Source organism: Dankookia sp. P2, assembly GCF_050632255.1.
Classification (GTDB): Bacteria; Pseudomonadota; Alphaproteobacteria; order Acetobacterales; family Acetobacteraceae; genus Paracraurococcus.
Map to the genome: position 1 here is coordinate 4,705,548 of NZ_CP192581.1, position 24,291 is coordinate 4,729,838.

20 protein-coding genes and 6 pseudogenes are annotated in these 24,291 nt (G+C 68.1%); 25 read left to right on the top strand and 1 reads right to left on the bottom strand.

Annotated features, from left to right (window positions below):
• The first annotated feature begins 158 nt into the window (after positions 1-158).
• The 3 genes from ACQ86J_RS27885 (at position 159) to ACQ86J_RS27895 (ending at position 2,276) form a co-directional block, all read left to right on the top strand.
• Positions 159-1,538: a calcium-binding protein gene (locus ACQ86J_RS27885; protein ID WP_431268100.1), complete on the top strand. Its 1,380-nt coding sequence runs from the start codon at positions 159-161 to the stop codon at positions 1,536-1,538.
• A complete protein-coding gene (locus ACQ86J_RS27890) occupies positions 1,459-1,761 on the top strand; it encodes a calcium-binding protein (protein WP_431268101.1) in 303 nt (100 codons plus the stop codon). Before ACQ86J_RS27885 ends, ACQ86J_RS27890 begins: the two co-directional genes overlap by 80 nt.
• Before the next feature lie 242 nt (positions 1,762-2,003).
• Complete coding sequence (locus tag ACQ86J_RS27895) at positions 2,004-2,276, top strand: hypothetical protein (protein ID WP_431268102.1); 273 nt, start codon at positions 2,004-2,006, stop codon at positions 2,274-2,276.
• A gap of 35 nt (positions 2,277-2,311) precedes the next feature.
• On the opposite strand, the gene ACQ86J_RS27900 is transcribed toward ACQ86J_RS27895, so the two are convergent.
• The gene (locus ACQ86J_RS27900) at positions 2,312-4,459 is read right to left on the bottom strand and encodes an ATP-binding protein (RefSeq protein ID WP_431268103.1); all 2,148 of its coding nucleotides are present in this window, start codon (positions 4,457-4,459) and stop codon (positions 2,312-2,314) included.
• 270 nt (positions 4,460-4,729) lie between these two features.
• On the opposite strand from ACQ86J_RS27900, the pseudogene rplK reads away from it, so the two are divergent.
• The 22 genes and pseudogenes from rplK to rplX all read left to right on the top strand — a co-directional run bounded on the left by rplK (position 4,730) and on the right by rplX (position 24,291).
• Positions 4,730-5,165, top strand: a pseudogene (rplK, locus tag ACQ86J_RS27905) (50S ribosomal protein L11).
• A gap of 3 nt (positions 5,166-5,168) precedes the next feature.
• The gene (gene rplA, locus ACQ86J_RS27910) at positions 5,169-5,867 is read left to right on the top strand and encodes a 50S ribosomal protein L1 (RefSeq protein WP_431268104.1); all 699 of its coding nucleotides are present in this window, start codon (positions 5,169-5,171) and stop codon (positions 5,865-5,867) included.
• A gap of 408 nt (positions 5,868-6,275) precedes the next feature.
• Positions 6,276-6,800 (top strand): 50S ribosomal protein L10, encoded by a 525-nt coding sequence (rplJ, locus tag ACQ86J_RS27915; RefSeq protein WP_431268105.1) that lies wholly within the window; start codon positions 6,276-6,278, stop codon positions 6,798-6,800.
• A 118-nt stretch (positions 6,801-6,918) separates the two neighbouring features.
• Positions 6,919-7,302 (top strand): 50S ribosomal protein L7/L12, encoded by a 384-nt coding sequence (gene rplL / locus ACQ86J_RS27920; RefSeq protein WP_431268106.1) that lies wholly within the window; start codon positions 6,919-6,921, stop codon positions 7,300-7,302.
• A gap of 226 nt (positions 7,303-7,528) precedes the next feature.
• A pseudogene (gene rpoB, locus ACQ86J_RS27925) lies at positions 7,529-11,714 on the top strand (DNA-directed RNA polymerase subunit beta).
• A 96-nt stretch (positions 11,715-11,810) separates the two neighbouring features.
• A pseudogene (gene rpoC, locus ACQ86J_RS27930) lies at positions 11,811-16,048 on the top strand (DNA-directed RNA polymerase subunit beta').
• Between the two features lie 312 nt (positions 16,049-16,360).
• Positions 16,361-16,733 (top strand): annotated as a pseudogene (gene rpsL, locus ACQ86J_RS27935) (30S ribosomal protein S12).
• A gap of 12 nt (positions 16,734-16,745) precedes the next feature.
• Positions 16,746-17,223 (top strand): annotated as a pseudogene (gene rpsG / locus ACQ86J_RS27940) (30S ribosomal protein S7).
• Between the two features lie 21 nt (positions 17,224-17,244).
• Positions 17,245-18,456: an elongation factor Tu gene (tuf, locus tag ACQ86J_RS27945; protein WP_431268107.1), complete on the top strand. Its 1,212-nt coding sequence runs from the start codon at positions 17,245-17,247 to the stop codon at positions 18,454-18,456.
• 30 nt (positions 18,457-18,486) lie between these two features.
• Positions 18,487-18,795, top strand: coding sequence for a 30S ribosomal protein S10 (gene rpsJ / locus ACQ86J_RS27950; protein ID WP_007004401.1), 309 nt, complete (start codon positions 18,487-18,489; stop codon positions 18,793-18,795).
• A gap of 21 nt (positions 18,796-18,816) precedes the next feature.
• Complete coding sequence (gene rplC, locus ACQ86J_RS27955; protein WP_431268108.1) at positions 18,817-19,503, top strand: 50S ribosomal protein L3; 687 nt, start codon at positions 18,817-18,819, stop codon at positions 19,501-19,503.
• An 11-nt stretch (positions 19,504-19,514) separates the two neighbouring features.
• Positions 19,515-20,137 (top strand): annotated as a pseudogene (rplD, locus tag ACQ86J_RS27960) (50S ribosomal protein L4).
• On the top strand, positions 20,134-20,457 hold the full coding sequence (locus ACQ86J_RS27965) for a 50S ribosomal protein L23 (RefSeq protein ID WP_431268109.1): 324 nt from the start codon (positions 20,134-20,136) through the stop codon (positions 20,455-20,457). The pseudogene rplD and the gene ACQ86J_RS27965 overlap by 4 nt, the downstream one beginning before the upstream one ends.
• Before the next feature lie 4 nt (positions 20,458-20,461).
• Positions 20,462-21,298: a 50S ribosomal protein L2 gene (rplB, locus tag ACQ86J_RS27970; RefSeq protein WP_133292406.1), complete on the top strand. Its 837-nt coding sequence runs from the start codon at positions 20,462-20,464 to the stop codon at positions 21,296-21,298.
• A 5-nt stretch (positions 21,299-21,303) separates the two neighbouring features.
• The gene (gene rpsS, locus ACQ86J_RS27975) at positions 21,304-21,582 is read left to right on the top strand and encodes a 30S ribosomal protein S19 (RefSeq protein ID WP_133292405.1); all 279 of its coding nucleotides are present in this window, start codon (positions 21,304-21,306) and stop codon (positions 21,580-21,582) included.
• A gap of 4 nt (positions 21,583-21,586) precedes the next feature.
• Positions 21,587-21,988, top strand: coding sequence for a 50S ribosomal protein L22 (rplV, locus tag ACQ86J_RS27980; RefSeq protein WP_431268110.1), 402 nt, complete (start codon positions 21,587-21,589; stop codon positions 21,986-21,988).
• Position 21,989: 1 nt separating this feature from the next.
• Positions 21,990-22,667, top strand: coding sequence for a 30S ribosomal protein S3 (gene rpsC, locus ACQ86J_RS27985; RefSeq protein WP_380065383.1), 678 nt, complete (start codon positions 21,990-21,992; stop codon positions 22,665-22,667).
• A gap of 13 nt (positions 22,668-22,680) precedes the next feature.
• Positions 22,681-23,100 carry a 50S ribosomal protein L16 gene (gene rplP / locus ACQ86J_RS27990; RefSeq protein WP_133292402.1) on the top strand — a complete coding sequence of 140 codons (420 nt, stop codon included), beginning with the start codon at positions 22,681-22,683 and terminating at the stop codon, positions 23,098-23,100.
• Between the two features lie 4 nt (positions 23,101-23,104).
• Positions 23,105-23,320, top strand: a complete 216-nt coding sequence (gene rpmC / locus ACQ86J_RS27995; protein ID WP_380065385.1) for a 50S ribosomal protein L29 — start codon at positions 23,105-23,107, stop codon at positions 23,318-23,320.
• 17 nt (positions 23,321-23,337) lie between these two features.
• Complete coding sequence (gene rpsQ, locus ACQ86J_RS28000; RefSeq protein WP_431268111.1) at positions 23,338-23,601, top strand: 30S ribosomal protein S17; 264 nt, start codon at positions 23,338-23,340, stop codon at positions 23,599-23,601.
• Complete coding sequence (gene rplN, locus ACQ86J_RS28005) at positions 23,598-23,966, top strand: 50S ribosomal protein L14 (RefSeq protein WP_133292399.1); 369 nt, start codon at positions 23,598-23,600, stop codon at positions 23,964-23,966. Before rpsQ ends, rplN begins: the two co-directional genes overlap by 4 nt.
• A gap of 4 nt (positions 23,967-23,970) precedes the next feature.
• Positions 23,971-24,291: a 50S ribosomal protein L24 gene (rplX, locus tag ACQ86J_RS28010; RefSeq protein WP_431268112.1), complete on the top strand. Its 321-nt coding sequence runs from the start codon at positions 23,971-23,973 to the stop codon at positions 24,289-24,291.

Sequence of the window (24,291 nt, forward strand, 5' to 3'; positions counted from 1 at the left end):
GGCTGCGCGCTGCGACACTTGCGGTAGCGCAAGAACGCAAATTGTCTTAATGGTAGATTTATACCGCCAAAACACACCAAAGGATTGCACGGTCGGCGACGGAAGGCCTGCCCGGACCTTCGGACCCGCGCAATCCGCCAGCCTGCCGGAGCCCGAGCATGCCCGTCGCCACCGACCCGCGCCTGACCGCCGTCACGACGCCGCCTTCCGACCTCTCCACCACGGGCACCAACCTCGACTGGATCGTCGACACACTGGCCGTCGATGCCGGCCTCGCCGCCAGCATCCCGGGCAGCCAGATCGCCACCGGACTGCATGCGGCGGACAGGATGAACCGGCTGATCGCCGAGGGCGTCGCCACCCTGCACCTGCTGGAGGATGGCCGGATCGATGTCGGTGACGTGCTGGCCCTGAACGGCTGGATCCGCGGCGATGCCGACCGGCTCGCGCTGTTCACCGCGCTGCATGGCGACGACGACGGCACGGTCGAGACCGGCTTCCACCTGGTCAAGGGCGACGGCGCCGTGGCGCTCGCCTTCCACCACGCCCTGGCCGACACGGTTGCGGACGGGATCTACCACGTCGGCTTCGCCATCCAGGACGGGCGCTTCCTGAACGAGGACGGCAACCCCAATGCCGCCGCCCAGACCGTCGCCGACCAGCTCGACTACTACTTCGCCGACCTGTCGACGACCGGCACCGGGCTCGACGCCATCATCGACATCGCCCGCGCCGATCCCGGCCTTTCCCGCCTCACCCTGGCGCCGAACCTGCAGGCCGGGCTGGTCGCCGCCGACCGGCTGAACCACCTGATCCTCGACGGCTTGGCGGCGACGCATGGTGCCGAGGACGGGCGGATCGACGCCGCCGACGTGCTCGCGGTGAACGCCTGGATCCGCGGCGATGCCGACCGGCTGGCGCTCTTCACCGAACTGCACGGCGACGACGCGGACGGGGTCGAGACCGGCTTCCACCTGATCAAGGGCGATGGCGGCACCAGCAGCTATCTCGGCCTGAACCTCGTCGACCAGCTCGCCGACAGCCTCTACCACATCGGATCTGCGGTGGAGGACAACCGTTTCCTGAACGAGGACGGCAACCCGAACGCCACGCTTGGCGAGGTGGCGACCTCGCTGAACCACCTGCTGCTCTGCACCGCCGACTGGGAGGGCACGGACGGCGCCGATGTGATCAACGTCAACGAAGCGCTCTCGGTCGTCCATGCCGGCGCCGGCGCCGACAGCATCCATGGCGGCAGCGGCGCCGACACCATCCTCGGCGAGGCCGGCGACGACTATGCCGATGGCGGCGCGGGCGACGACAACCTCGATGGCGGCGCCGGCGACGACCTGCTCTTTGGCGGCGCCGGCCGCGACACGCTGGCCGGCGGCGAGGGCTGGAACCGGCTGTTCGGCGGCGAGGGCGACGATCTCGATCCTTGGCGGCGCCGGAGGCGACATGCTGCACGGCGAGGCTGGCAACGACACCATCGATGCCGGCGGCGGCAACGACGACGTCAATGGCGGCGAGGGCCATGACCTGATCCGCGCCGGCGGCGGCAACAACATGATCGACGGCGCGGCGGGCGACGACACGCTGATCGGCGGCGCCGGCGACGACATGCTGTTCGGCAGCGCCGGCGACGACCGGTTGGACGGCGGCACGGCGGGCTGGGACCGTATCTGGGGCGGCGAGGGGGCCGATACCATCGCCGGCCTCGGCAACGGCGCGACCATCTGGGGGAGGGCGGCGACGACCTGATCCTCACCCGCTCCTCCGGCGGCGGAGGCGCCTGGCTGAGCGGCGGGGCCGGCGCGGACACCTTCCGCTTCGACTTCGCCCTGCAGGCGGGCCCGGAGCTGGCGGCAGCGCATCGGCTGGCCGATGGCGGCATCGACTGGGCTGGCGTCGCGGCCGACCCGGCGGCGGCGGGCGGCGCCTGGCTGCTCGAGCTCGGCCGCGCCTGGATCTTCGACTACTCGGCGGCCGAGGGCGACCATCTCGTGCTCAGCGGCGCCGGCCTTTCGGTGCTCGCGGTCGCCGCCTGGACCATGGCGGATGGCCGCAGCAACACCACGGTCACCGTCGGCGCCGCGCTCGGCGGCGGCGCGGTGCGGGCGGTGGGCGAGATCCTGGTGCTGGGCGACGCCGTCACGGCCGCGGACATCCAGCTGGAGGACGCGGTGCACGGGGCGCAGGTCGGCGCGCAGCCGGATGCGGACTTCGACGCCTACGCCCTGGCCTGGACCCAGCCGGGCGGCTGGACCTTCGCCTGACCCTGCGGGCGGAGTGAGCCGGGCGCCGCCGCGGCTCAGGCGGCGCTGGCCTCGGCGGCAGGCGGGGCGGCGGCCAGGGTGATGGTGAAGACCGCCCCCGCGCCGTCGTTGCGGGCGGTGATCTCGCCGCCCATCGCCCGGACCAGCCCGTGGCAGATCGACAGGCCGAGCCCGGTGCCGCGATCGGCGTCCTTGGTCGAGACGAAGGGCTCGAAGAGCCGTGCCATCACCGCCTCCGGGATGCCGCCGGCGGTGTCGGCGACGGTGAGCGTCACCGTTCCCGGCGCGGCCTCCAGCGCGCTGAGCCGCACCCGGCGCGGCCGGTCGGCGGGCAGCGCCTCCATCGCGTCGCGGGCATTGCCCAGCAGGTTCACCAGCACCTGCTCCAGCGGCACGGCATGTCCGAGCACGCGGGGCGGCGCATCGCCCAGGGCGAGCTCGACCTCCACCCCGGCCTCGCGCAGCCCGGCGCCGACCAGCACCAGCGCCCCCTCGACCGCCGTCACCAACGCCACTGGCCCGGGCGGCAGGTCGGCCGGCGTGCCCCGGGCGAAGCGGCGGAAATGCTCGACCAGTTCCTTCGCCCGGCGGACCTGCTGGACGATGCGGCCGAGCCGTGGCCGGGCGGCCTCGGCGTCGCCTCGGTCCAGCGCCCGCAGCGCGTTCTCGCTGGCCAGCGACATGGTCAGCAGCGGCTGCATCAGCTCATGCGCCAGGCCGCTGGTCATCTCGCCCAGCGAGGCGAGCCGGGCGGCGGCGACCGCCTTGACCTCGGCCTCCCGCTCCGGCGTGATGTCGGCGATGTAGCCGACCACCTCGGCGCTGCCGTCGGGGAAGCGCTCCAGCACCGCCAGGGTGGTGCGCGCCCACATCCAGCTGCCGTCGGCGCGGCGCATCTGGTAGGTCGTGCGCGCCTCGCCGCTCCCGATCAGCGCGGCCATGTTGTCCGCCACCCGCGCGCGCGTGCCGGGCGTCCGGATGGCCCGCAGGCCGCCGGGGGCGTTGATCACCTCCCAGGGCCAGCCGGTCAGCCGCTCTATGCCGCGGCTGAGATAGCTGCGGGTGAAGCCGCCATCCGGCGTTGCCCGGCCGCGGAAGACCGCGACCGGTGCCGCGGCGAGGGTGCTGTCGAGCATCAGGCGGGCGGTTTCGGCGCGGTCGGCCGCCGCCCGTTCGGCCGCGATATTGACGATGTAGCCGACCGCGAGGGCGGAGCCGTCGGTGCGGCGCTCAAGGATGCGAAGATGGGTGCGCAGCCAGGTCCAGCCGCCGCCTGGCTGACGCATGCGCCAGTCGAGCCGGGTCTGTCCGTCGTGCAGCGCCCGGGTGTAGAGGGCGCCGATATCGGTGTCCGGTGCCGTGTACCCGGCCCAGCTCTCCAGATTGCCGATCTCGGCCTGCTGCCAGCCGGTCACCGCTTCGGTATCGCCGCCGCGATAGAGGTGGCGGGAGGTGAGATCGGCGTGGATCTCGCGCAGGAAGATGACGGCCGGCAGGCCGGCATGCAGCCGCTCCATCTCCGCCGCGCCGCGGCGGAGGGCTGCGGCCTCGGCGAGCGCGGCGCCTTCCCGGGCGATGGTAAGGCCGAGGAAGGCGAAGCAGGCGCCGATCCCAATCGCCGCCAGTCCGGCATGCGGCGCGAAGGGCACCGCCGTGCCAGGCAGCACCTCGGCCAGGCGCCAGCCGTACCAGACCGCGACCAGGCCGAGCACGAAGGTCATGTCGCGCACCGCGATGAGGCCGCGGGCGCGGTGGACCTGCCAGCATTCGCGGGCGGCGCCGAGGACCAGCGGCAAGGCGATGGCGGTATAGAGGCCGACCCGCGGCGACAGGGACCCGGCGGAGGCGAGCAGCGGCTCGGCCAGCAGCCAGGCCAGGCCGGGCAGCAAGGCCGGCCAGAGCGGGCCGGGCGGCGCCTGCTCGCGCAATCGCCGGATTCCAAGCCACAGCAGGGCGAGGGAGGACAGCGCGAGCGGGGTGGGCAGCGCGGCGAGCCCGGCGGGAAGGCTGGAACGCAGGCCGAAGCCGAGGTTAGCAAAAGCGAAGCTGGCGGTATGCGCTGCCCAGGCGACCAGGAAGGGATCCCGCCGCCGATGCAGGCCACGCAGAATGAGTATGGTGGCGATCGCACCGACGAGCGCCGCAGCCAGATAGAAGTCCGGAGCTTGCCACGCAGAGGTCAAATGGATTGGCCTTCAACCAACGCGTGGGGTGCATGTCGTCACGATGCAGTGAGAATACCTTATGTCGCGCGCGCGCGGGAGGCACAACAAATTTGTTCGGTGCGTAAATGATCGGCGTCAGGCCGGTTTTCCGCTTGACTCCACCGGTCGGGGCGCCCATACGCGCCCGCTCACTTGATCGGGACGCGGGAGGCGCCCGGTTCCGTGCCCGTCCGCGGGCATCGGGACCGGCGCCGCAGGAACCGCGGCTCCCTGGCCCCAGGGACTATCATGGCGAAAAAGATCATCGGTTACATCAAGCTGCAGATTCCTGCAGGCAAGGCGAACCCCTCGCCGCCGGTCGGCCCGGCCTTGGGTCAGCGCGGCCTGAACATCATGCAGTTCGTCAAGGAATTCAACGCGGCGACGCAGCAGATGGAGCCCGGCACCCTGACCCCGGTGGTGATCACGGCCTTCTCCGACCGCACTTTCTCCTTCGTCACCAAAACCCCGCCCAACACCTACTTCCTGCTGAAGGCGGCGAAGATCGAGAAGGGCAGCACGACGCCGGGCAAGGGCCCGAATGTCGGCCGGGTGACCAAGACCCAGTTGCGCGAGATCGCCGCGGTGAAGATGAAGGACATGAACGCCAACGACGTGGAGGCCGCGGTGCGCATGCTCGCCGGCTCGGCCCGCGCGATGGAGCCTCACCGTGGTGGAGGGCTGAGCCATGGCCAAGCAGGGCAAGCGCCTGAAGGCGATCTACGCCGGCTTCGACCGCGACGCGGTCGTGCCGCTGGTCCAGGCCATCGGCCTGGCCAAGGCCAACGCGAAGGCGAAGTTCGACGAGACGATCGAGATCTCGATGAATCTCGGCATCGACCCGCGCCATGCCGACCAGATGGTCCGCGGCGTCGTCGGCCTGCCGAACGGCACCGGCAAGACCGTGCGCGTCGGCGTCTTCGCCCGTGGCGCCAAGGCCGAGGAGGCGCTGGCCGCCGGCGCCGATGTGGTCGGCGCGGATGAGCTGGCCGCCGCGGTGCAGGAAGGCAAGATCGAGTTCGACCGCTGCATCGCCACGCCGGACATGATGGGCCTGGTGGGCCGGCTGGGTAAGATCCTCGGCCCGCGCGGGCTGATGCCGAACCCGCGGCTCGGCACCGTCACCATGGACGTCAAGGGCGCGGTCACCGCGGCCAAGGCCGGCCAGGTCGAGTTCCGTGCCGAGAAGGCCGGCATCGTGCATGCCGGCATCGGCAAGGCCTCGTTCGAGGAGGGCCAGCTGCTCGAGAATGCGCGGGCCTTCATCGAGGCGATCCAGCGCGCCAAGCCGACCGGCGCCAAGGGTACCTACGTGAAGAAGGTGGCCGTGAGCTCCTCGATGGGCCCCGGCGTGAAGGTGGACGTGGCGAGCCTCGCCTCCGCCTGATCAGGTCCGATAACCGAAGGGCCACAGGCCCGGAGGTCTGAATCGGCCCTGGCATTCGGGTCCGATTACCGAAGGGCCGCAAGCCCTGAGGTCTTGATCGGCCCTGCAAAGATACGCCCGCCGCAAGGCGGGCGGGCAGGGAGGGCTGGTCCCTCCCCGAAACCTGTCCGAGACCGCGCGCAGCCCCCAGGGTTCTCCCTTTGGGTGCTTTGATGGAGCTTGCTCCGCCAGCGGTAGACGGGGTGCCGAGGAATTCGTGCCGCGCCGGGCCTGGCCTGGTCGGCACGCATGGCTTGGTGGTCCGGCTCAGACAGGCGAACCAGGGCCTGCCGCCATCAGGGCGGCGGGCCCGCGTGTGAACCGGCCGGAGCCCCTCCACAAGGCGCCGGTCATCGTTGGAGACGGGATTTGGACCGCACGGAAAAGCGCGAGTTCATCGCCCACCTCGCCACGGTGTTCGCCGATACCTCCTTCGTGCTCGTCGCCCAGAACAAGGGTCTGACGGTCGCGGAAGTGAGCAATCTGCGCCGCCGCATGCGCGATGCTGGTGCGACGTACAAGGTCGCGAAGAACCGGCTGGCCACCCTCGCCCTCGACGGCACCCGCTTCCAGGGCGTTGCGCCGCTGCTGAAGGGACCGACCGCGCTTGCGTGGGCCCGGGACCCGGTGGCCGTGGCGAAAACGGCCGTGGAGTTCGCCAAGGGGAACGACAAGTTCGTGATCCTGGGCGGGGCGCTCGGCGTGCAGACCCTCACCCCCGATGGGGTGAAGGCACTGTCCGAGCTGCCCTCGCTCGACGCCCTGCGGGCGCAGATCCTGGGTCTGATCCAGACCCCGGCGACGCGGATCGCGGGCGTGCTGCAGGCCCCTGGCTCGCAGCTGGCGCGGGTGTTCAGTGCCTTCGCGAAGAAGGACGAGGCTGAGGCCGCCTAAGGGGACGCAAGTCTGCCGGACCGAGTGTGTAACCAGGGCGGGTCGCTTTGAAAGACCAAGCGTGGCCCTGGGTGTTGCAAACACCAAGCCAAGCCATTAGATCAAGAGGTACACAGACATGGCCGAACTCGCAAAGCTCGTCGAGGAGCTCTCCAGCCTGACCGTCCTGGAAGCCGCTGAGCTCTCCAAGATGCTGGAAGAGAAGTGGGGCGTTTCCGCCGCGGCTCCGGTCGCGGTGGCGGCGGCGCCGGCTGCTGGCGGTGGCGCCGCGGCGGCGCCGGCCGAGGAGCAGACGGAATTCACCGTCACGCTGACCGCGGCCGGCGACAAGAAGATCAACGTGATCAAGGAGATCCGTACCATCACCGGTCTCGGGCTGAAGGAAGCCAAGGACCTGGTCGAAGGTGCGCCGAAGGTCATCAAGGAGAGCGCCTCCAAGGACGACGCGGCGAAGATCAAGAAGGTCCTGGAAGAGAACGGGGCGACCGTCGAAGTCAAGTAAGGTCGCCTTCAGGCTATCCCCCGGGGGCGGCAGTCCGTCGCCGTCCCCGGGATCCAGACTGCGGAGGTACGGGCGGGAACCCTTCGGGTTGCCGTCCGCGCTTCCGTTTCTGCGCTTCGCGGCGCCCCGCCGCGGGCACGGGAAATGGGGCGGACAGGATTTTGGTAAGCGCCGGGCAGCGCGGCCGGTTTGGCGCTGCGACGGGCGGAAGGGATACGGGACAGGCATGAACGCTATCACGAAGTCGTTCACCGGGCGCAAGCGCATCCGCAAGAGCTTCGGCCGGCTGCCCGAGGTGGCGCCGATGCCGAACCTCATCGATGTGCAGAGGGCTTCCTACGAGGCCTTCCTCCAGATGGAGGTGAACCCCGACCGCGCGGCTGCATGCCGGGCTGCAGGAAGTGTTCAAGTCCGTCTTCCCGATCGACGACTTTGCGGGCCGGGGCCGGCTGGAATTCGTCCAGTACGAGCTCGAGGAGCCGAAATACGACGTTGAGGAATGCATCCAGCGCGGGCTGACCTTCGCCGCGCCGCTCAAGGTCCGCCTCCGTCTGATCGTCTGGGACGTGGATGAGGACACGGGTTCTCGTTCCGTTCGGGACATCAAGGAGCAGGACGTCTACATGGGCGACATGCCCCTGATGACGGACAACGGCACCTTCATTATTAACGGCACCGAGCGCGTCATCGTTTCCCAGATGCACCGCAGCCCGGGCGTCTTCTTCGACCACGACAAGGGCAAGACCTACAGCAGCGGCAAGTACCTGTTCGCCGCCCGCGTCATCCCCTATCGCGGCTCCTGGCTCGACTTCGAATTCGACGCCAAGGACATCTGCTACGTCCGCATCGACCGTAAGCGGAAGCTGCCGGCCTCGACCCTGCTGCTCGCGCTCGACAGCGCCGCCACCGAGGCGAAGCGGGTGGAGAAGGGCGCCACCGCGCTCGAGCCGAACGAGATCCGCGGCATGGATGCCGAGGAGATCCTGAACGAGTTCTACGGCCAGGTCGCCTTCACCCGCGGCGCAAAGGGCTGGTCGCGCCCCTTCGACCCGGACGCCTTCCGTGGCGTGAAGCTGCAGGAGCCACTGATCGACGCCCGCACCGGCGAGGTGGTGGCCGAGAAGGACACCAAGCTGACCCCGCGCGCGGCGCGCAAGATTGCCGAGGGCGGCACGACGGAAGTGCTGGTCGGCCGCGCCGACCTGCTCGGCCGCTTCGTGGCCGAGGACCTGGTGGACATGAACACCGGCGAGATCTGGGCCGAGGCCGGCGAGGAGCTGACCGAGGCGAAGCTCGGCGTGATCGAGAATGCCGGCATCGAGCGCCTTCCGACGCTGGCGATCGACCAGTCGGTCGGGCCCTGGATCCGCAACACCCTGACGGTCGACAAGAACACCAACCGCGACGAAGCGCTGATGGACATCTACCGGGTCATGCGCCCGGGCGAGCCGCCGACGCCGGAGACCGCGGAGACCCTGTTCCGCGGGCTGTTCTTCGACGGCGAGCGCTATGCACCTGTCCTCGGTGGGGCGGGTCAAGATGAACATGCGCCTCGGCTTCTCGGCCGAGGAAGTGCCGGACACCATCCGCACGCTGCGCAAGCAGGACATCATCGCCACCGTCCGCGTGCTGCTGGATCTGAAGGATGGCCGCGGCCAGATCGACGACATCGACAACCTCGGCAACCGCCGGGTGCGTTCGGTCGGCGAGCTGATGGAGAACCAGTACCGCGTCGGCCTGCTGCGCATGGAGCGCGCGATCAAGGAGCGAATGGGGTCGGTCGATATCGACACCGTCATGCCGCATGACCTGATCAACGCGAAGCCGGCGGCGGCGGCGGTGCGGGAGTTCTTCGGCTCCAGCCAGCTCAGCCAGTTCATGGACCAGACCAACCCGCTGTCCGAGGTGACGCACAAGCGCCGCCTCTCGGCGCTTGGCCCGGGCGGCCTGACGCGCGAGCGCGCCGGTTTCGAGGTGCGCGACGTGCACCCGACGCATTACGGCCGCATCTGCCCGATCGAGACGCCGGAAGGCCCGAATATCGGCCTGATCAACTCGCTCGCCACCTTCGCCAAGGTGAACAAGTACGGCTTCATCGAGACGCCCTACCGCCTGGTGCGGGACGGCAAGATCGTCGGTGACCCGCGCTACCTCTCGGCGATGGAGGAGGAGCGGCTCGTCGTCGCCCAGGCCGATGCCGAGGTCGATGCCGATACCGGCGAGTTCAAGTCGGAGCTCGTCTCGGTCCGCCAGGGCGGCGACTTCCGCCTGGTGAAGCCGGAGGAGGTGACGGCGATCGACGTCTCGCCGAAGCAGCTAGTCTCGGTCGCCGCGGCGCTGATCCCGTTCCTCGAGAACGACGACGCCAACCGCGCGCTGATGGGCTCGAACATGCAGCGCCAGGCGGTGCCGCTGGTCCGCGCCGATGCGCCGTTGGTCGGCACCGGCATGGAAGCCGCGGTGGCGCGCGATTCTGGGCGCGACCATCGTCGCCAAGCGCGACGGCGTGGTGGACAGCATCGACGGCGCGCGCATCGTGGTACGGGCGACCGGCGACGACGGCACCACGCGTGGTGTCGACATCTACCGTCTCCGCAAGTTCCAGCGCTCCAACCAGTCCACCTGCATCAACCAGCGCCCGCTGGTGAAGGTGGGTGACGGCGTCCGCACCGGCGAGATCATCGCCGACGGCCCGTCGACGGAGCTGGGCGAGCTGGCGCTCGGGCGGAACGTGCTCGTCGCCTTCATGCCCTGGAACGGCTACAACTTTGAAGACTCGATCCTCATCTCCGAGCGGATCGCGCGCGACGACGTCTTCACCTCGATCCATATCGAGGAGTTCGAGGTCATGGCCCGCGACACCAAGCTGGGCCAGGAGGAAATCACCCGCGACATCCCGAACGTCGGCGAGGAGGCGCTGCGCAACCTCGACGAGGCCGGCATCGTCTATATCGGCGCCGAGGTGCAGCCGGGCGACATCCTGGTCGGCAAGGTGACGCCGAAGGGTGAATCGCCGATGACGCCGGAGGAGAAGCTCCTCCGCGCGATCTTCGGCGAGAAGGCCTCCGACGTCCGCGACACCTCGCTGAAGCTGCCGCCTGGCGTCGCCGGCACCATCGTCGACGTCCGCGTCTTCAGCCGCCGCGGGGTCGACAAGGACGAGCGCGCCATGGCGATCGAGCGGGCCGAGATCGAGCGCGCTCGCCAAGGACCGCGACGACGAAAAGCTGATCCAGGAGCGGTCTTTCCACAGCCGGCTGCGCGAGCGGCTGCTGAACCGCCGGGCCTCGGGCGGCTTCCGCGGCGTGAAGGCCGGCACCGTCATCACCGACGAGGTGCTGGAGCAGTTCGCCAAGGCCACCTGGCGCCAGATCGGCGTGCAGGACGATGCGGCGATGGTCGAGATCGAGGCGCTGAAGCGGGAGTTCGACGCCGCCGTCGAGCGGCTGCAGAAGCGCTTCGAGAGCAAGGTCGAGAAGCTGCAGCGCGGCGACGAGCTGCCGCCCGGCGTGATGAAGATGGTCAAGGTCTTCGTCGCGGTGAAGCGGAAGCTGCAGCCGGGCGACAAGATGGCCGGCCGCCACGGCAACAAGGGCGTGGTCTCCCGCGTCGTGCCGGTGGAGGACATGCCCTTCCTCGAGAACGGCACCTCGGTCGACATCGTGCTGAACCCGCTCGGCGTGCCGTCGCGGATGAATGTCGGGCAGATTCTCGAGACCCATCTCGGCTGGGCCTGCGCGACGCTCGGCCGTCAGGTCGGCGAGATGGTCGAGGAATACCGCCGGTCGGGCGCCATGCGCGACGAGCTGATGGAGCATCTCCGCACCACCTATGGTGAGGAGATCTTCCAGCGCGACATCGCGCCGATGGACGACGACCAGCTGATCGAGCTGGCGGAGAACCTGAAGAAGGGCATCCCGATCGCGACGCCCGTCTTCGACGGCGCCCGGATGGCCGACATCGAGGGCATGCTGACCCGGGCGGGGCTCGACACCTCCGGCCAGGTCTGGCTGACCGATGGCCGCACCGGCGAGGTCTTCGAGCGCAAGGTGACCGTCGGCATCATCTACATGCTGAAGCTGCATCACCTGGTGGACGACAAGATCCACGCCCGCTCCATCGGCCCCTACTCGCTGGTCACCCAGCAGCCGCTGGGCGGCAAGGCGCAGTTCGGCGGCCAGCGCTTCGGCGAGATGGAGGTCTGGGCGCTGGAAGCCTATGGCGCCGCCTATACCCTGCAGGAGATGCTGACGGTGAAGTCGGACGACGTCTCCGGCCGTACCAAGGTCTACGAGGCCATTGTCCGCGACCAGGACAACTTCGAGGCCGGCATCCCCGAGAGCTTCAACGTCCTGGTGAAGGAGCTGAAGTCGCTCGGCCTCAACGTCGATCTCGAGACCCGCGGCAACTGACCGCGACGCCCCGGGGGCCAAGCCCCGGGGCAGCCCCCTATCGGATGCGCGGCCGCCCCTTTCGCGGGCGGCAGGCTGGACCACAAGGAAGGCCGCATGAACGAGCTGATGAAGATCCTGGGCCAGACCGGCCAGGCGATGACCTTCGACCAGATCAAGATCTCCATTGCCAGCCCGGAGCAGATCCGCTCCTGGAGCTATGGCGAGATCAAGAAGCCCGAGACGATCAATTACCGCACCTTCAAGCCGGAGCGGGACGGGCTCTTCTGCGCCCGGATCTTCGGGCCGATCAAGGACTACGAGTGCCTCTGCGGCAAATACAAGCGGATGAAGTTCCGCGGCATCATCTGCGAGAAGTGCGGCGTGGAAGTCACGCTGGCCAAGGTCCGGCGCGAGCGCATGGGCCATATCGAGCTGGCCAGCCCCGTCGCCCATATCTGGTTCATGAAGTCGCTGCCCAGCCGCGTCGGCCTGATGGTCGACATGTCGCTGAAGGAGCTCGAGAAGGTTCTCTATTTCGAGAGCTACGTCGTCCTCGAGCCTGGCCTGACGGACCTGAAGCTGCACCAGCTTCTGACCGAGGACCAGTACCAGACCAAGATGGACGAGTTCGGCGAAGACGCCTTCACCGTCGGCATCGGCGCCGAGGCGGTGAAGCAGATGCTGACCGGGATCGACTCCAACAAGGAGGCGACCCGGCTGCGCGTCGAGCTGAAGGAGACCACCTCCGAGGCGAAGCGCAAGAAGCTGGTCAAGCGGCTGAAGCTGATCGAGGCCTTCGCTGAATCGGGCGCGCGGCCGGACTGGATGATCCTTGGCGTCATTCCGGTGATCCCGCCTGAGCTCCGCCCGCTTGTGCCGCTCGACGGCGGTCGCTTCGCGACCTCGGACCTGAACGACCTGTACCGCCGCGTCATCAACCGGAACAACCGGCTGAAGCGGCTGATCGAGCTGCGCGCCCCGGACATCATCGTCCGGAACGAGAAGCGCATGCTGCAGGAGGCCGTCGACGCCCTGTTCGACAACGGCCGCCGCGGCCGCGCCATCACGGGTGCCAACAAGCGGCCGCTGAAGTCGCTGTCCGACATGCTGAAGGGCAAGCAGGGCCGCTTCCGGCAGAACCTGCTCGGCAAGCGCGTCGACTATTCCGGCCGTTCGGTCATCGTCGTCGGGCCCGAGCTCAAGCTGCACCAGTGCGGCCTGCCGAAGAAGATGGCGCTCGAGCTGTTCAAGCCCTTCATTTACTCGAAGCTCGAGAAGTACGGCCACGCCACCACCATCAAGGCCGCCAAGCGGATGGTGGAGAAGGAGCGGCCGGAGGTGTGGGACATCCTTGAGGAGGTGATCCGCGAGCACCCGGTCATGTTGAACCGGGCGCCCACGCTGCACCGCCTGGGCATCCAGGCCTTCGAGCCGATCCTGGTCGAGGGCAAGGCGATCCAGCTGCACCCGCTGGTCTGCACCGCATTCAACGCCGACTTCGACGGCGACCAGATGGCGGTGCACGTGCCGCTGTCGCTGGAAGCCCAGCTCGAAGCCCGCGTGCTGATGATGTCGACCAACAACATCCTTAGCCCGGCCAACGGCAAGCCGATCATCGTGCCGAGCCAGGACATCGTGCTCGGGCTCTATTATCTCAGCCTGGAGACGCCGGAATTTCGCGCCGCCGGGGCGCGGACCGAGGCGGTCCGCAGCCTGATCGCCAGCGCCGATGCGAAGCAGGGCAAGGACCTGACGGCTGAGGAACTGGAAGCGCTGAACTTCCGCCCGCAGGTCTATCGCGGCCTGGGCGAGGTCGAGCAGGCGCTGGCCGCCGGCGCGATCAGCCTGCATACGGCGATCCATGCCCGCGTCCCGGCGCCCAAGGAGCCGGGCGACAAGGCCATGGCAACGGTGCTGACCACCGCGGGCCGCCTGATGATGGGCGCCCTGCTGCCGGTCGACCCGCGCACGCCCTACAGCCTGATCAATCGGCAACTGACGAAGAAGTCGATCTCCGACGTCATCGACACGGTCTACCGGCATTGCGGCCAGAAGGAGAGCGTGATCTTCGCTGACCGGCTGATGGGGCTCGGCTTCCGCCAGGCGGCCAAGGCCGGCATCTCCTTCGGCAAGGACGACATGGTCATCCCGGACAGCAAGCCGGAGATGATCGGCAAGACCAAGGCCGAGGTGAAGGAGTTCGAGCAGCAGTACCTCGACGGCCTGATCACCGCCGGTGAGCGCTACAACAAGGTGGTCGACGCCTGGTCGCGCTGCACCGAGGAAGTCGCCCAGGCGATGATGAAGGAGATCTCGAAGCAGGAAGCGGGCAAGCCGACTAACTCGGTCTGGATGATGTCCCACTCCGGCGCTCGTGGGTCGCCGGCGCAGATGCGCCAGCTGGCCGGCATGCGTGGCCTGATGGCCAAGCCGTCAGGCGAGATCATCGAGCAGCCGATCATCAACTGCTTCAAGGAAGGCCTGACCGTGCTGGAGTACTTCAACTCCACCCACGGCGCCCGCAAGGGCCTGGCCGACACGGCGCTGAAGACGGCGAACTCGGGCTACCTGACGCGGCGCCTGGTCGACGTGGCGCAGGACTGCATCATCGTCGTGCCGGATTGCGGTACGGAGCGCGGCATCACCGTCCGGGCCGTGATGGACGGCGGCGAGGTCATCTCCTCGCTCTCCGAGCGGATCCTCGGCCGGACCTCGCAGCGCGACGTGCACGACCCGGCGACGGGCGAACTGCTGCTGCCCCGCAACACGCTGATCGAGGAGCCGGACGCCGAGCGCATCGAGAGCGCGGGCGTGGAGGAGATGTACATCCGCTCCGTCCTCACCTGCGACGCTGGCTCGGGCGTCTGCGGCCATTGCTACGGCCGTGACCTGGCGCGCGGCACGCCGGTGAACGTGGGCGAGGCGGTCGGCGTCATCGCCGCCCAGTCGATCGGCGAGCCAGGCACCCAGCTGACCATGCGCACATTCCACATTGGTGGCGCGGCGCAGCGTGGGGCCGAGCAGTCGGCGGTCGAGGCGACTTCGGATGGCACGGTGAAGATCGCCAACCGCAACGTCGTCGCCAACAGCTCCGGCGCTCCGATCGTGATGAGCCGCAATTGCGAGATCATCCTGAGCGACGCGCAGGGGCGCGAGCGGGCGTTACCGCGTGCCCTACGGCGCCCGGCTGCTGACGGATGAGGGGGCGGGGGTCACCCGCGGCCAAAAGCTGGCGGAGTGGGATCCCTTCACCCTGCCGATCATCACCGAGCGCGCGGGCACGCTGGAATTCGCCGACCTGATCGAGGGCGTCACCCTCTATGAGGAGACGGACGTCGTCACCGGCCTGTCTTCCAAGGTGGTGCGCGAGCCAGTCGACAAGGCGCGCAACGCCAACCTCCGGCCGCGGCTGCTGCTGCGCTCGGAGGACGGCCAGGTGCAGCAGTACTTCCTGCAGCCGGCCTCGGTGCTGAACGTCGAGAATGCCGGCGTGGTGAAGGCGGGCGACATCCTGGCCCGGCTGCCGCGCGAGCTCGAAGACCCGCGACATCACCGGCGGTCTGCCGCGGGTGGCGGAGCTGTTCGAGGCGCGGCGTCCGAAGGACCACGCGATCATCTCGGACATCGACGGCCGCGTCGAGTTCGGCAAGGACTACAAGGCGAAGCGGCGCATCCTGGTCGTTCCCGACCAGGTCGGCGACGAGCCGCCGGTACCGCGCGAGTACCTCGTGCCGAAGGGCAAGCATGTCTCGGTGCAGGAAGGCGACTACGTCAAGGCGGGCGACCCGCTGGTCGACGGGCCGCGCGTGCCGCACGACATCCTGCGCGTGCTGGGCGTGGAGGCGCTGGCGAACTACCTGGTCAACGAGATCCAGGACGTCTACCGGCTGCAGGGCGTGAAGATCAACGACAAGCATATCGAGGTCATCGTCCGGCAGATGCTGCAGAAGGTGGAGATCCTCGATGCCGGGGATACGACCTTCCTGATCGGCGAGCAGGTCGACCGGCTGGAATTCGAGGCCGAGAACGACAAGCGCCTGGCGGCGAAGGAGCGGCCCGCACGGGCCGAGCCGGTGCTGCAGGGCATCACCAAGGCCTCGCTGCAGACCACCAGCTTCATCAGCGCTGCCTCCTTCCAGGAGACGACGCGGGTGCTCACCGAGGCCGCAACGGCGGGCAAGGTGGATACGTTGGCGGGGCTCAAGGAGAACGTCATTGTCGGCCGGCTCATCCCGGCGGGCACGGGCTCCGTGATGAACCGCCTGCGGGCGCTGGCGGCGCAGCGCGACCGTACGCGCCTGCCGAACTCTCCGGCGCTGCCTGAGCCGGCGGGGCAGCAGGCGGCGGAGTAATCCCGCCGATATAGCATCGAGTTCGGCCGGGTTCCGCAAGGAGCCCGGCCTTTTTCTTAACCAAGCGCCGTGTCGCTTGACTCTGTGCCGGGTGGCTTGTAGTTAGCCGTCCCTTGGCACGGCCGGGCGCAGCGGCGTTCGGGATGTCAGGTGTTTGGTCCACAACGCTGCGCGTTCGGCACCGCGGCCCTTAGTTGGGGTTGCATCAGGTCGGGGGCAGGTCAGGGCGCCTGCAGGGGAGCTTGAAGCTCATCCTGCGGGCAGATTGTCCTTTGCGGCTACGGGACGGACGGACGGGATCTGAAGGGCGTCATGCCGACGATCAACCAGGCTCATCGCCCAGGGGCGCGAGCCGAACGCGAAGCGGAACAAAGTGCCTGCGCTGCAGGCCTGCCCGCAGAAGCGCGGCGTCTGCACGCGCGTCTATACGACCACGCCGAAGAAGCCGAACTCGGCCCTCCGTAAGGTTGCCAAGGTGCGCCTGACGAATGGCTATGAAGTGGTGAGCTACATTCCCGGCGAGGGGCACAATCTGCAGGAGCACTCGGTGGTGCTGATCCGGGGCGGTCGCGTGAAGGACCTTCCTGGAGTGCGCTACCACATCCTCCGCGGCGTGCTCGACACTCAGGGCATTGCCAAGCGTCGTCAGCGCCGGTCGCTGTACGGCGCGAAGCGGCCGAAATAAGGAGAGGCGCGGATGTCTCGCCGCCATAGCGCGCAGAAGCGCGAAGTCCTGCCGGACCCCAAGTTCGGCGATCTGGTGCTCAGCCGTTTCATGAACGTGCTGATGTACGACGGCAAGAAGAGCACCGCCGAGCGGATCGTCTATGCTGCCATGGACACGCTGAAGCGGCGTGCTCGGCCCGCAGGGCGACCTGCTGCGGCTGTTCCATGAGGCCATGGACAATGTGAAGCCGGCGGTCGAGGTCCGCAGCCGCCGTGTCGGTGGCGCGACCTACCAGGTGCCGGTTGAGGTTCGCCCCGAGCGACGGCAGGCGCTGGCGATCCGCTGGCTGATCGAGGCCTCGCGCAAGCGCGGCGAGAACACGATGGAAGAGCGTCTTTCCGGCGAGCTGATGGACGCGGCGAACAACCGCGGCACGGCTGTCAAGAAGCGCGAAGACACGCACCGGATGGCGGAGGCGAACAAGGCCTTCAGCCATTACCGCTGGTAACCGGATCGAAGGACGACGACGATGGCGAAGGCGAAATCCGAGCGGACGAAGCCGCACTGCAACATTGGGACGATTGGTCACGTTGACCACGGGAAGACGTCGCTGACGGCGGCGATCACCAAGGTCCTGGCTGAGACGGGCGGTGCGACCTTCACGGCCTATGACCAGATCGACAAGGCGCCGGAGGAGAAGGCGCGTGGGATCACGATCTCGACCGCGCATGTCGAGTACGAGACCACGAACCGGCACTACGCGCATGTGGACTGCCCGGGCCACGCCGACTACGTGAAGAACATGATCACGGGCGCGGCGCAGATGGACGGCGCGATCCTGGTGGTCTCGGCGGCGGACGGGCCGATGCCGCAGACGCGCGAGCACATCCTGCTGGCGCGCCAGGTCGGCGTGCCGGCGCTGGTGGTGTTCCTGAACAAGATGGACCTGGCCGATCCGGACCTGGTGGAGCTGGTGGAGATGGAGGTGCGCGAGCTGCTCTCCTCCTACAACTTCCCCGGCGACGACATCCCGATCATCAAGGGCTCGGCCAAGGTGGCGCTGGATGACGGCGACGCGGCGGTCGGCAAGAACTCGATCCTCGAGCTGATGGCGGCGGTGGATGCCTACATCCCGCAGCCGGAGCGTCCGCTGGACCGCGCCTTCCTGATGCCGATCGAGGACGTGTTCTCGATCTCCGGCCGCGGCACGGTGGTGACCGGGCGCGTCGAGACCGGCGTGGTGAAGGTGGGCGAGGAAGTCGAGATCGTCGGCCTGAAGGACACGGTGAAGTCGGTGGTGACCGGCGTCGAGATGTTCCGCAAGCTGCTGGACCAGGGCCAGGCCGGTGACAATGTCGGCGTGCTGCTGCGCGGCATCAAGCGCGAGGACGTGGAGCGCGGCCAGGTGCTGGCGAAGCCCGGCTCGATCAGCCCGCACACCGGCTTCAAGGCCGAGGCCTACATCCTGACGAAGGAAGAGGGCGGCCGGCACACGCCGTTCTTCACCAACTACCGGCCGCAGTTCTACTTCCGGACCACGGACGTGACCGGGATCGTGAAGCTGCCGGAAGGCGTCGAGATGGTGATGCCGGGCGACAACGTGGCGATGGATGTCGAGCTGATCGCGCCGATCGCCATGGACCAGGGCCTGCGCTTCGCTATCCGCGAGGGTGGCCGGACGGTCGGCGCCGGCGTCGTCGCCGCGATCACCGCCGACAAGCCGGCCGCGGCCAAGAAGTAAACGTCTAGCGCAAGGTTGGGTCCGTCTCCCATGGACAGCCAGAATATTCGCATCCGCCTCAAGGCGTTCGATCACCGCGTGCTGGATGGCAGCACGCGGGAGATCGTAAACACCGCGAAGCGGACGGGCGCACGGGTGCGCGGGCCTATCCCGCTGCCGACGGAGATCGAGCGGTTCACTGTGAACCGTTCGCCGCATGTCGACAAGAAAAGCCGTGAGCAGTTCGAGATCCGCACGCATCGCCGCCTGCTGGACATCGTCGACCCCACCCCGCAGACCGTGGACGCGCTGATGAAGCTCGACCTGGCCGCGGGCGTGGACGTCGAGATCAAGCTCTGAGCGGCAGGGGAGTTAGTTACCATGGCCGCCAAGACCGGCCGCACCGGCCTGATCGCCAGGAAGCTGGGCATGACCCGGCTGTTCAATGATGATGGCAGCACGGTTCCCGTGACTGTCCTACATTTGGACGAGGTGCGCGTTATCGCCCGCCGTGACGCCGAGAAGGATGGCTACGACGCCCTCCAGGTCGGCATCGGCCGGGCCAAGCCGAAGAACGTGACCCGCGCGAACCGCGGCCACTTTGCCAAGGCTGGCGTCGAAGCGCCGCTGAAGCTTGTCGAATTCCGGGTAGGCGCCGATGCGGTGGTCGATCTGGGCGCGAAGCTCGTCGGCGCGCATTTCGTCGCGGGCCAGAAGGTCGATGTCACCGGCATCAGCAAGGGCAAGGGTTTCGCCGGCGCCATGAAGCGGTGGAATTTCGCTGGCCTCGAGGCGTCGCACGGTGTCTCGGTCAGTCACCGCTCGCACGGCTCCACCGGCAACCGTCAGGATCCGGGCAAGACCTTCAAGAACAAGAAGATGGCAGGCCATCTCGGCCTCGAGCGCATCACCACCCAGAATCTGGTGGTGGCGGGCCATGACGCAGAGAAGGGCTTGCTGCTGATCAAGGGGGCCGTCCCGGGCTCGAAGGGCACCTATGTGCTGGTGCGTGACGCCGTGAAGCGCGCGCGCCACGCCGATGCGCCCTTCCCCGCGGCCGTGGCCTGAGGATAGATACGATGCAGGTTCCGGTCATCACGCTGGATAACGGCTCGGCAGGCGATATCGAACTGCCGGAGGCGCTGTTTGCCGCCTCTCCCCGCCCCGACATCATGGCGCGCGTCGTGCACTGGCAGCATGGCGAAGCGCCGTGCCGGCACGCACAAGGTCAAGGGCATGGGTGAGGTCTCCGGCACCACCAAGAAGCCCTATCGCCAGAAGGGTACGGGCAATGCCCGCCAGGGGTTCGCTGCGCGCGCCGCAGTTCCGCACCGGCGGCGTCGTCCATGGCCCGGTCGTACGCGACCATGGCTATTCGCTGAACAAGAAGGTCCGGCGGCTCGGCCTGATCTGCGCGCTCAGCCAGAAGGCGGCCGAGGGCAAGCTGATCGTGCTCGACGCGGCCTCCGCCGGCGCGGCGCCCAAGACGGGCGCCCTGGCGAAGCAGCTGAAGGCGCTCGGCTGGAAGAGCGCGCTGGTGGTGGACGCGACGGTCGACGAGGGCTTCGGCCGCGTCGTCCGCAACCTGCCTCATGTGCAGGTGCTGCCGACCATGGGCGCCAATGTCTATGACATCCTGAAGCACGATGTCCTCGCGGTGACCCGCGCCGGCGTCGAGGCCCTGAAGGAGCGCCTGGCATGAGCGCGGCAACCACCCGCCCCATCCTCTCCAAGGAGAAGATGTACCAGACCATCCTGTCGCCGCTGGTGACGGAGAAGGCGACCGCCCTCTCCGAGCAGAACCAGTTTGTCTTCCGCGTCTCGCTCGAGGCCACCAAGCCCGAGATCAAGGCGTCGGTCGAGGCGCTGTTCGGCGTGAAGGTGCTGGACGTCAACACCCTGGTGGTGAAGGGCAAGACCAAGCGCTTCAAGGGCCGCCCCGGCCAGCGCTCGGACTGGAAGAAGGCGATGGTGAAGCTGGCCGACGGCCAGAGCATCGACCTCACGACGGGACTCGCGTGACGCCATGGCTCTGAAGAACTTCAACCCGGTCACCCCCAGCTCGCGCGGCACGATTCTCGTCAAGCGCGACGAGCTGTGGAAGGGCAAGCCGGTCAAGCAGCTGACCGAAGGCAAGTCGCATTCGGGCGGCCGCAACAACCATGGCCGCACCACGGTCCGGTTCCGCGGCGGCGGACACAAGCAGACCTACCGCATCGTCGACTTCACCCGTCGCGCCAAGCTGGGCGTGGCCGCGGTGGTCGAGCGGCTGGAATACGACCCGAACCGCACCTCCTGGATCGCCCTGCTGAAGTACCAGGATGGCGAGCTGGCCTACATCATCGCGCCGCAGCGGCTCAAGGCTGGCGACCAGGTGGTGGCGGCCGAGCGCGCCGACATCAAGCCGGGCAACGCGATGCCGCTGGCCGCCATCCCGGTCGGCACCATCATCCACAACGTGGAGATGAAGCCGGGCGCGGGCGGCAAGATCGCCCGCTCGGCCGGCACCTACGTGCAGCTGGTCGGCAAGGATGCCGGCTATGCCCAGGTCAAGCTGTCCTCCGGCGAGGTCCGCACGGTCCGCGCCGAGTGCATGGCGACGATCGGCGCGGTGTCGAACCCGGACAACTCCAACCAGCAGCTCGGCAAGGCCGGGCGTTCCCGCTGGCTGGGCAGGCGCCCGCATCAGCGCGGCGTGGTGATGAACCCGGTCGACCACCCGCATGGTGGTGGCGAGGGCCGGACCTCGGGCGGCCGTCATCCGGTCACGCCCTGGGGCAAGCCGACCAAGGGTGCGAAGACGCGCAACAACAAGCGGACGGACGGTCTCATTGTCCGTCGCCGCCACGCGACGAAGGGCTGATCGCGATGCCGCGCAGCGTATGGAAGGGGCCGTTTGTCGACGGTTACCTGCTTGCCAAGGCGGAGGCCTCCCGGGCTTCGACGCGCAACGAGGTCATCAAGATCTGGTCGCGTCGCAGCACGATCCTGCCGCAGTTCGTTGGCCTCACCTTCGGGGTCTACAACGGGAAGAAGTTCATCCCGGTGCAGGTCTCGGAGAACATGGTCGGCCACAAGTTCGGCGAGTTCTCGCCGACGCGGACCTTCACCGGGCACTCGTCCGACAAGAAGGCGAAGCGGGGCTGATCCGATGAGCAAGCCGAAGCACGAGCGCTCGCTCGCCGAAACCGAGGCGCAGGCCGTCACGAAGAACATTCGTGTCAGCCCGCGCAAGCTGAACCTGGCTGCGGGGCTCATCCGCGGCCGCCGGGCCGCCGATGCCGTCGCCACGCTGACCTTCAGCAAGCGACGCATCGCGCAGACCGTCAAGAAGACGTTGGAGAGCGCCATCGCCAACGCGGAGAACAACCACCAGCTAGATGTCGATCAGCTGGTCGTCTCTCGCGTCGAGGTCGGCCGGTCCCAGGTCATGAAGCGCTTCCACGCCCGCGGCCGCGGCCGCTCCTCGCGCGTCGAGAAGTGGTTCAGCCACCTGAAGATCATCGTGGCCGAACAGCCGGCGACCGCTCCGGCCCAGCAGGAGGCCGCGTAACATGGGTCACAAAGTCAATCCTATCGGCTTCCGGCTCGGCATCAATCGGACCTGGGATAGCCGCTGGTTCGCTGATGCCGACTATTCCCGGCTGCTGCATGAAGACCTGAAGCTGCGCGAGACGCTGCGCACCCGCCTGAAGGGCGCCGGTGTCAGCCGTGTCGTGATCGAGCGCCCGGCGAAGAAGCCGCGCGTGACGATCCACGCCGCCCGGCCTGGCGTCGTCATCGGCAAGAAGGGCGCCGATATCGAGAACCTGCGCAAGGACATGGCTAAGCTCGCCGGCGCCGAGGTCTCGCTGAACATCGTCGAGATCCGCAAGCCGGAGATCGACGCGACGCTGGTGGCCGAGAACATCGCCCAGCAGCTCGAGCGCCGGGTCGCCTTCCGCCGCGCCATGAAGCGCGCGGTGCAATCAGCCATGCGCCTCGGCGCCGGCGGCATCCGGATCAACTGCGGCGGTCGCCTCGGCGGCGCCGAGATCGCCCGGATGGAATGGTACCGCGAAGGTCGCGTGCCGCTGCATACGCTGCGCGCGGATATCGATTACGGCGTGGCGACCGCGAAGACCACCTACGGCACCTGCGGCGTGAAGGTCTGGATCTTCAAGGGTGAGATCCTGGCGCACGACCCGATGGCGCAGGACCGGCGCGCCGCCGAGCAGGCGCCGCAGCGCTGAGGGATGATGTGAGATGCTGCAACCCAAGCGCACGACGTTTCGCAAGGCCCACAAGGGTCGTATCAAGGGCATCGCCAAGGGCGGCTTCACGCTGTCCTTCGGCGGCTTCGGCCTGAAGGCATTGGAGCCGGAGCGGGTGACCGCCCGGCAGATCGAGGCGGCCCGCCGCGCGATCACCCGTGCCATGAAGCGCCAGGGCCGCGTGTGGATCCGGATCTTTCCGGATGTGCCCGTGTCCACCAAGCCGGCCGAGGTCCGTATGGGCTCCGGCAAGGGCGCGCCCGAATACTGGGTGGCGCGGATTAAGCCAGGCCGCATCATGTTTGAGATTGACGGCGTGTCGCTTGACACCGCCAAGGAGGCGCTGACGCTCGGCGCCGCCAAGCTGCCGATCAAGACCAAGATCGTGCAGCGCCTGGGCGCGGAGGCCTGAGGCCATGACGAAGATCGTTGACATCCGCGCCAAGACCGCGGATGAGCTCCAGACACAGCTCCTCGACCTCCGGAAGGAGCAGTTCAATCTGCGCTTCCAGCGCGCGACCGGCCAGCTCGAGGCGACCGGCCGCGTGAAGGTGGTGCGGCGCGACATCGCGCGTATCAAGTTCGTCCTGCACGAGCGCAAGCGCTCGGCAGCTTCTCAACCCAAGCCTTAAAGGGGAGACCGGCGGCTATGCCGAAACGCGTCCTCACGGGCCGGGTGGTCAGCGACAAGATGGACAAGACGGTCACCGTTCTTGTCGAGCGTCGCGTGATGCACCCGCTCTATAAGAAGTTCATCCGGCGTTCGAAGAAGTACGCCGCGCACGACGAAGCCAACCTCTGCAAGGAAGGCGACCTGGTGCAGATCGAGGAGTGCCCGCCGATCTCCAAGCGCAAGGCTTGGCAGGTCGTGCAGCGCAATGGCGCGCCCCTCGCTGAAGGGGCTGCGGCATGATCGCGGTCGAAGCCAACCTCGACGTGGCCGACAACTCCGGCGCGCGCCGGGTCCAGTGCATCAAGGTGCTGGGCGGCTCCAAGCGCAAGACTGCCTCGGTCGGCGACGTGATTGTCGTCTCGATCAAGGAGGCGATCCCGCGCGCCAAGGTCAAGAAGGGCGAGGTCCATCGCGCCGTTATCGTCCGCACCGCCTATCCGGTGCGGCGTATCGACGGCACGGCGATCCGCTTCGACAACAATGCCGCGGTGCTGATCAACAAGGCGGGCGAGCCGATCGGCACCCGCATCTTCGGGCCGGTGGTGCGCGAGCTGCGGGCGAAGAAGTACATGAAGATCATCTCGCTGGCGCCGGAGGTCCTGTAAGACCATGGCGGCGAAGATCAAGAAGGGTGACCGGGTCCAGATCCTGGCCGGTCGCGACAAGGGCAAGCGCGGTGAGGTGCTCGCCGTGAACCCGAGCGAAGAGCGTGCCCTGGTGCAGGGCGTGAACCTGGTGAAGCGCCACCGGAAGCCGCAGGGGATGAATCAGCCCGGCGGCATCCAGGAGAAGGAAGCGCCGATCCACCTGTCCAACCTGGCGCTGATCGACCCGAAGTCCGACAAGCCGACCCGCGTTGGGTTCAAGCTGTTGGACGACGGCAAGAAAGTGCGCGTGGCGAAGCCCTCGGGCGAGGTGCTTGACGCATGA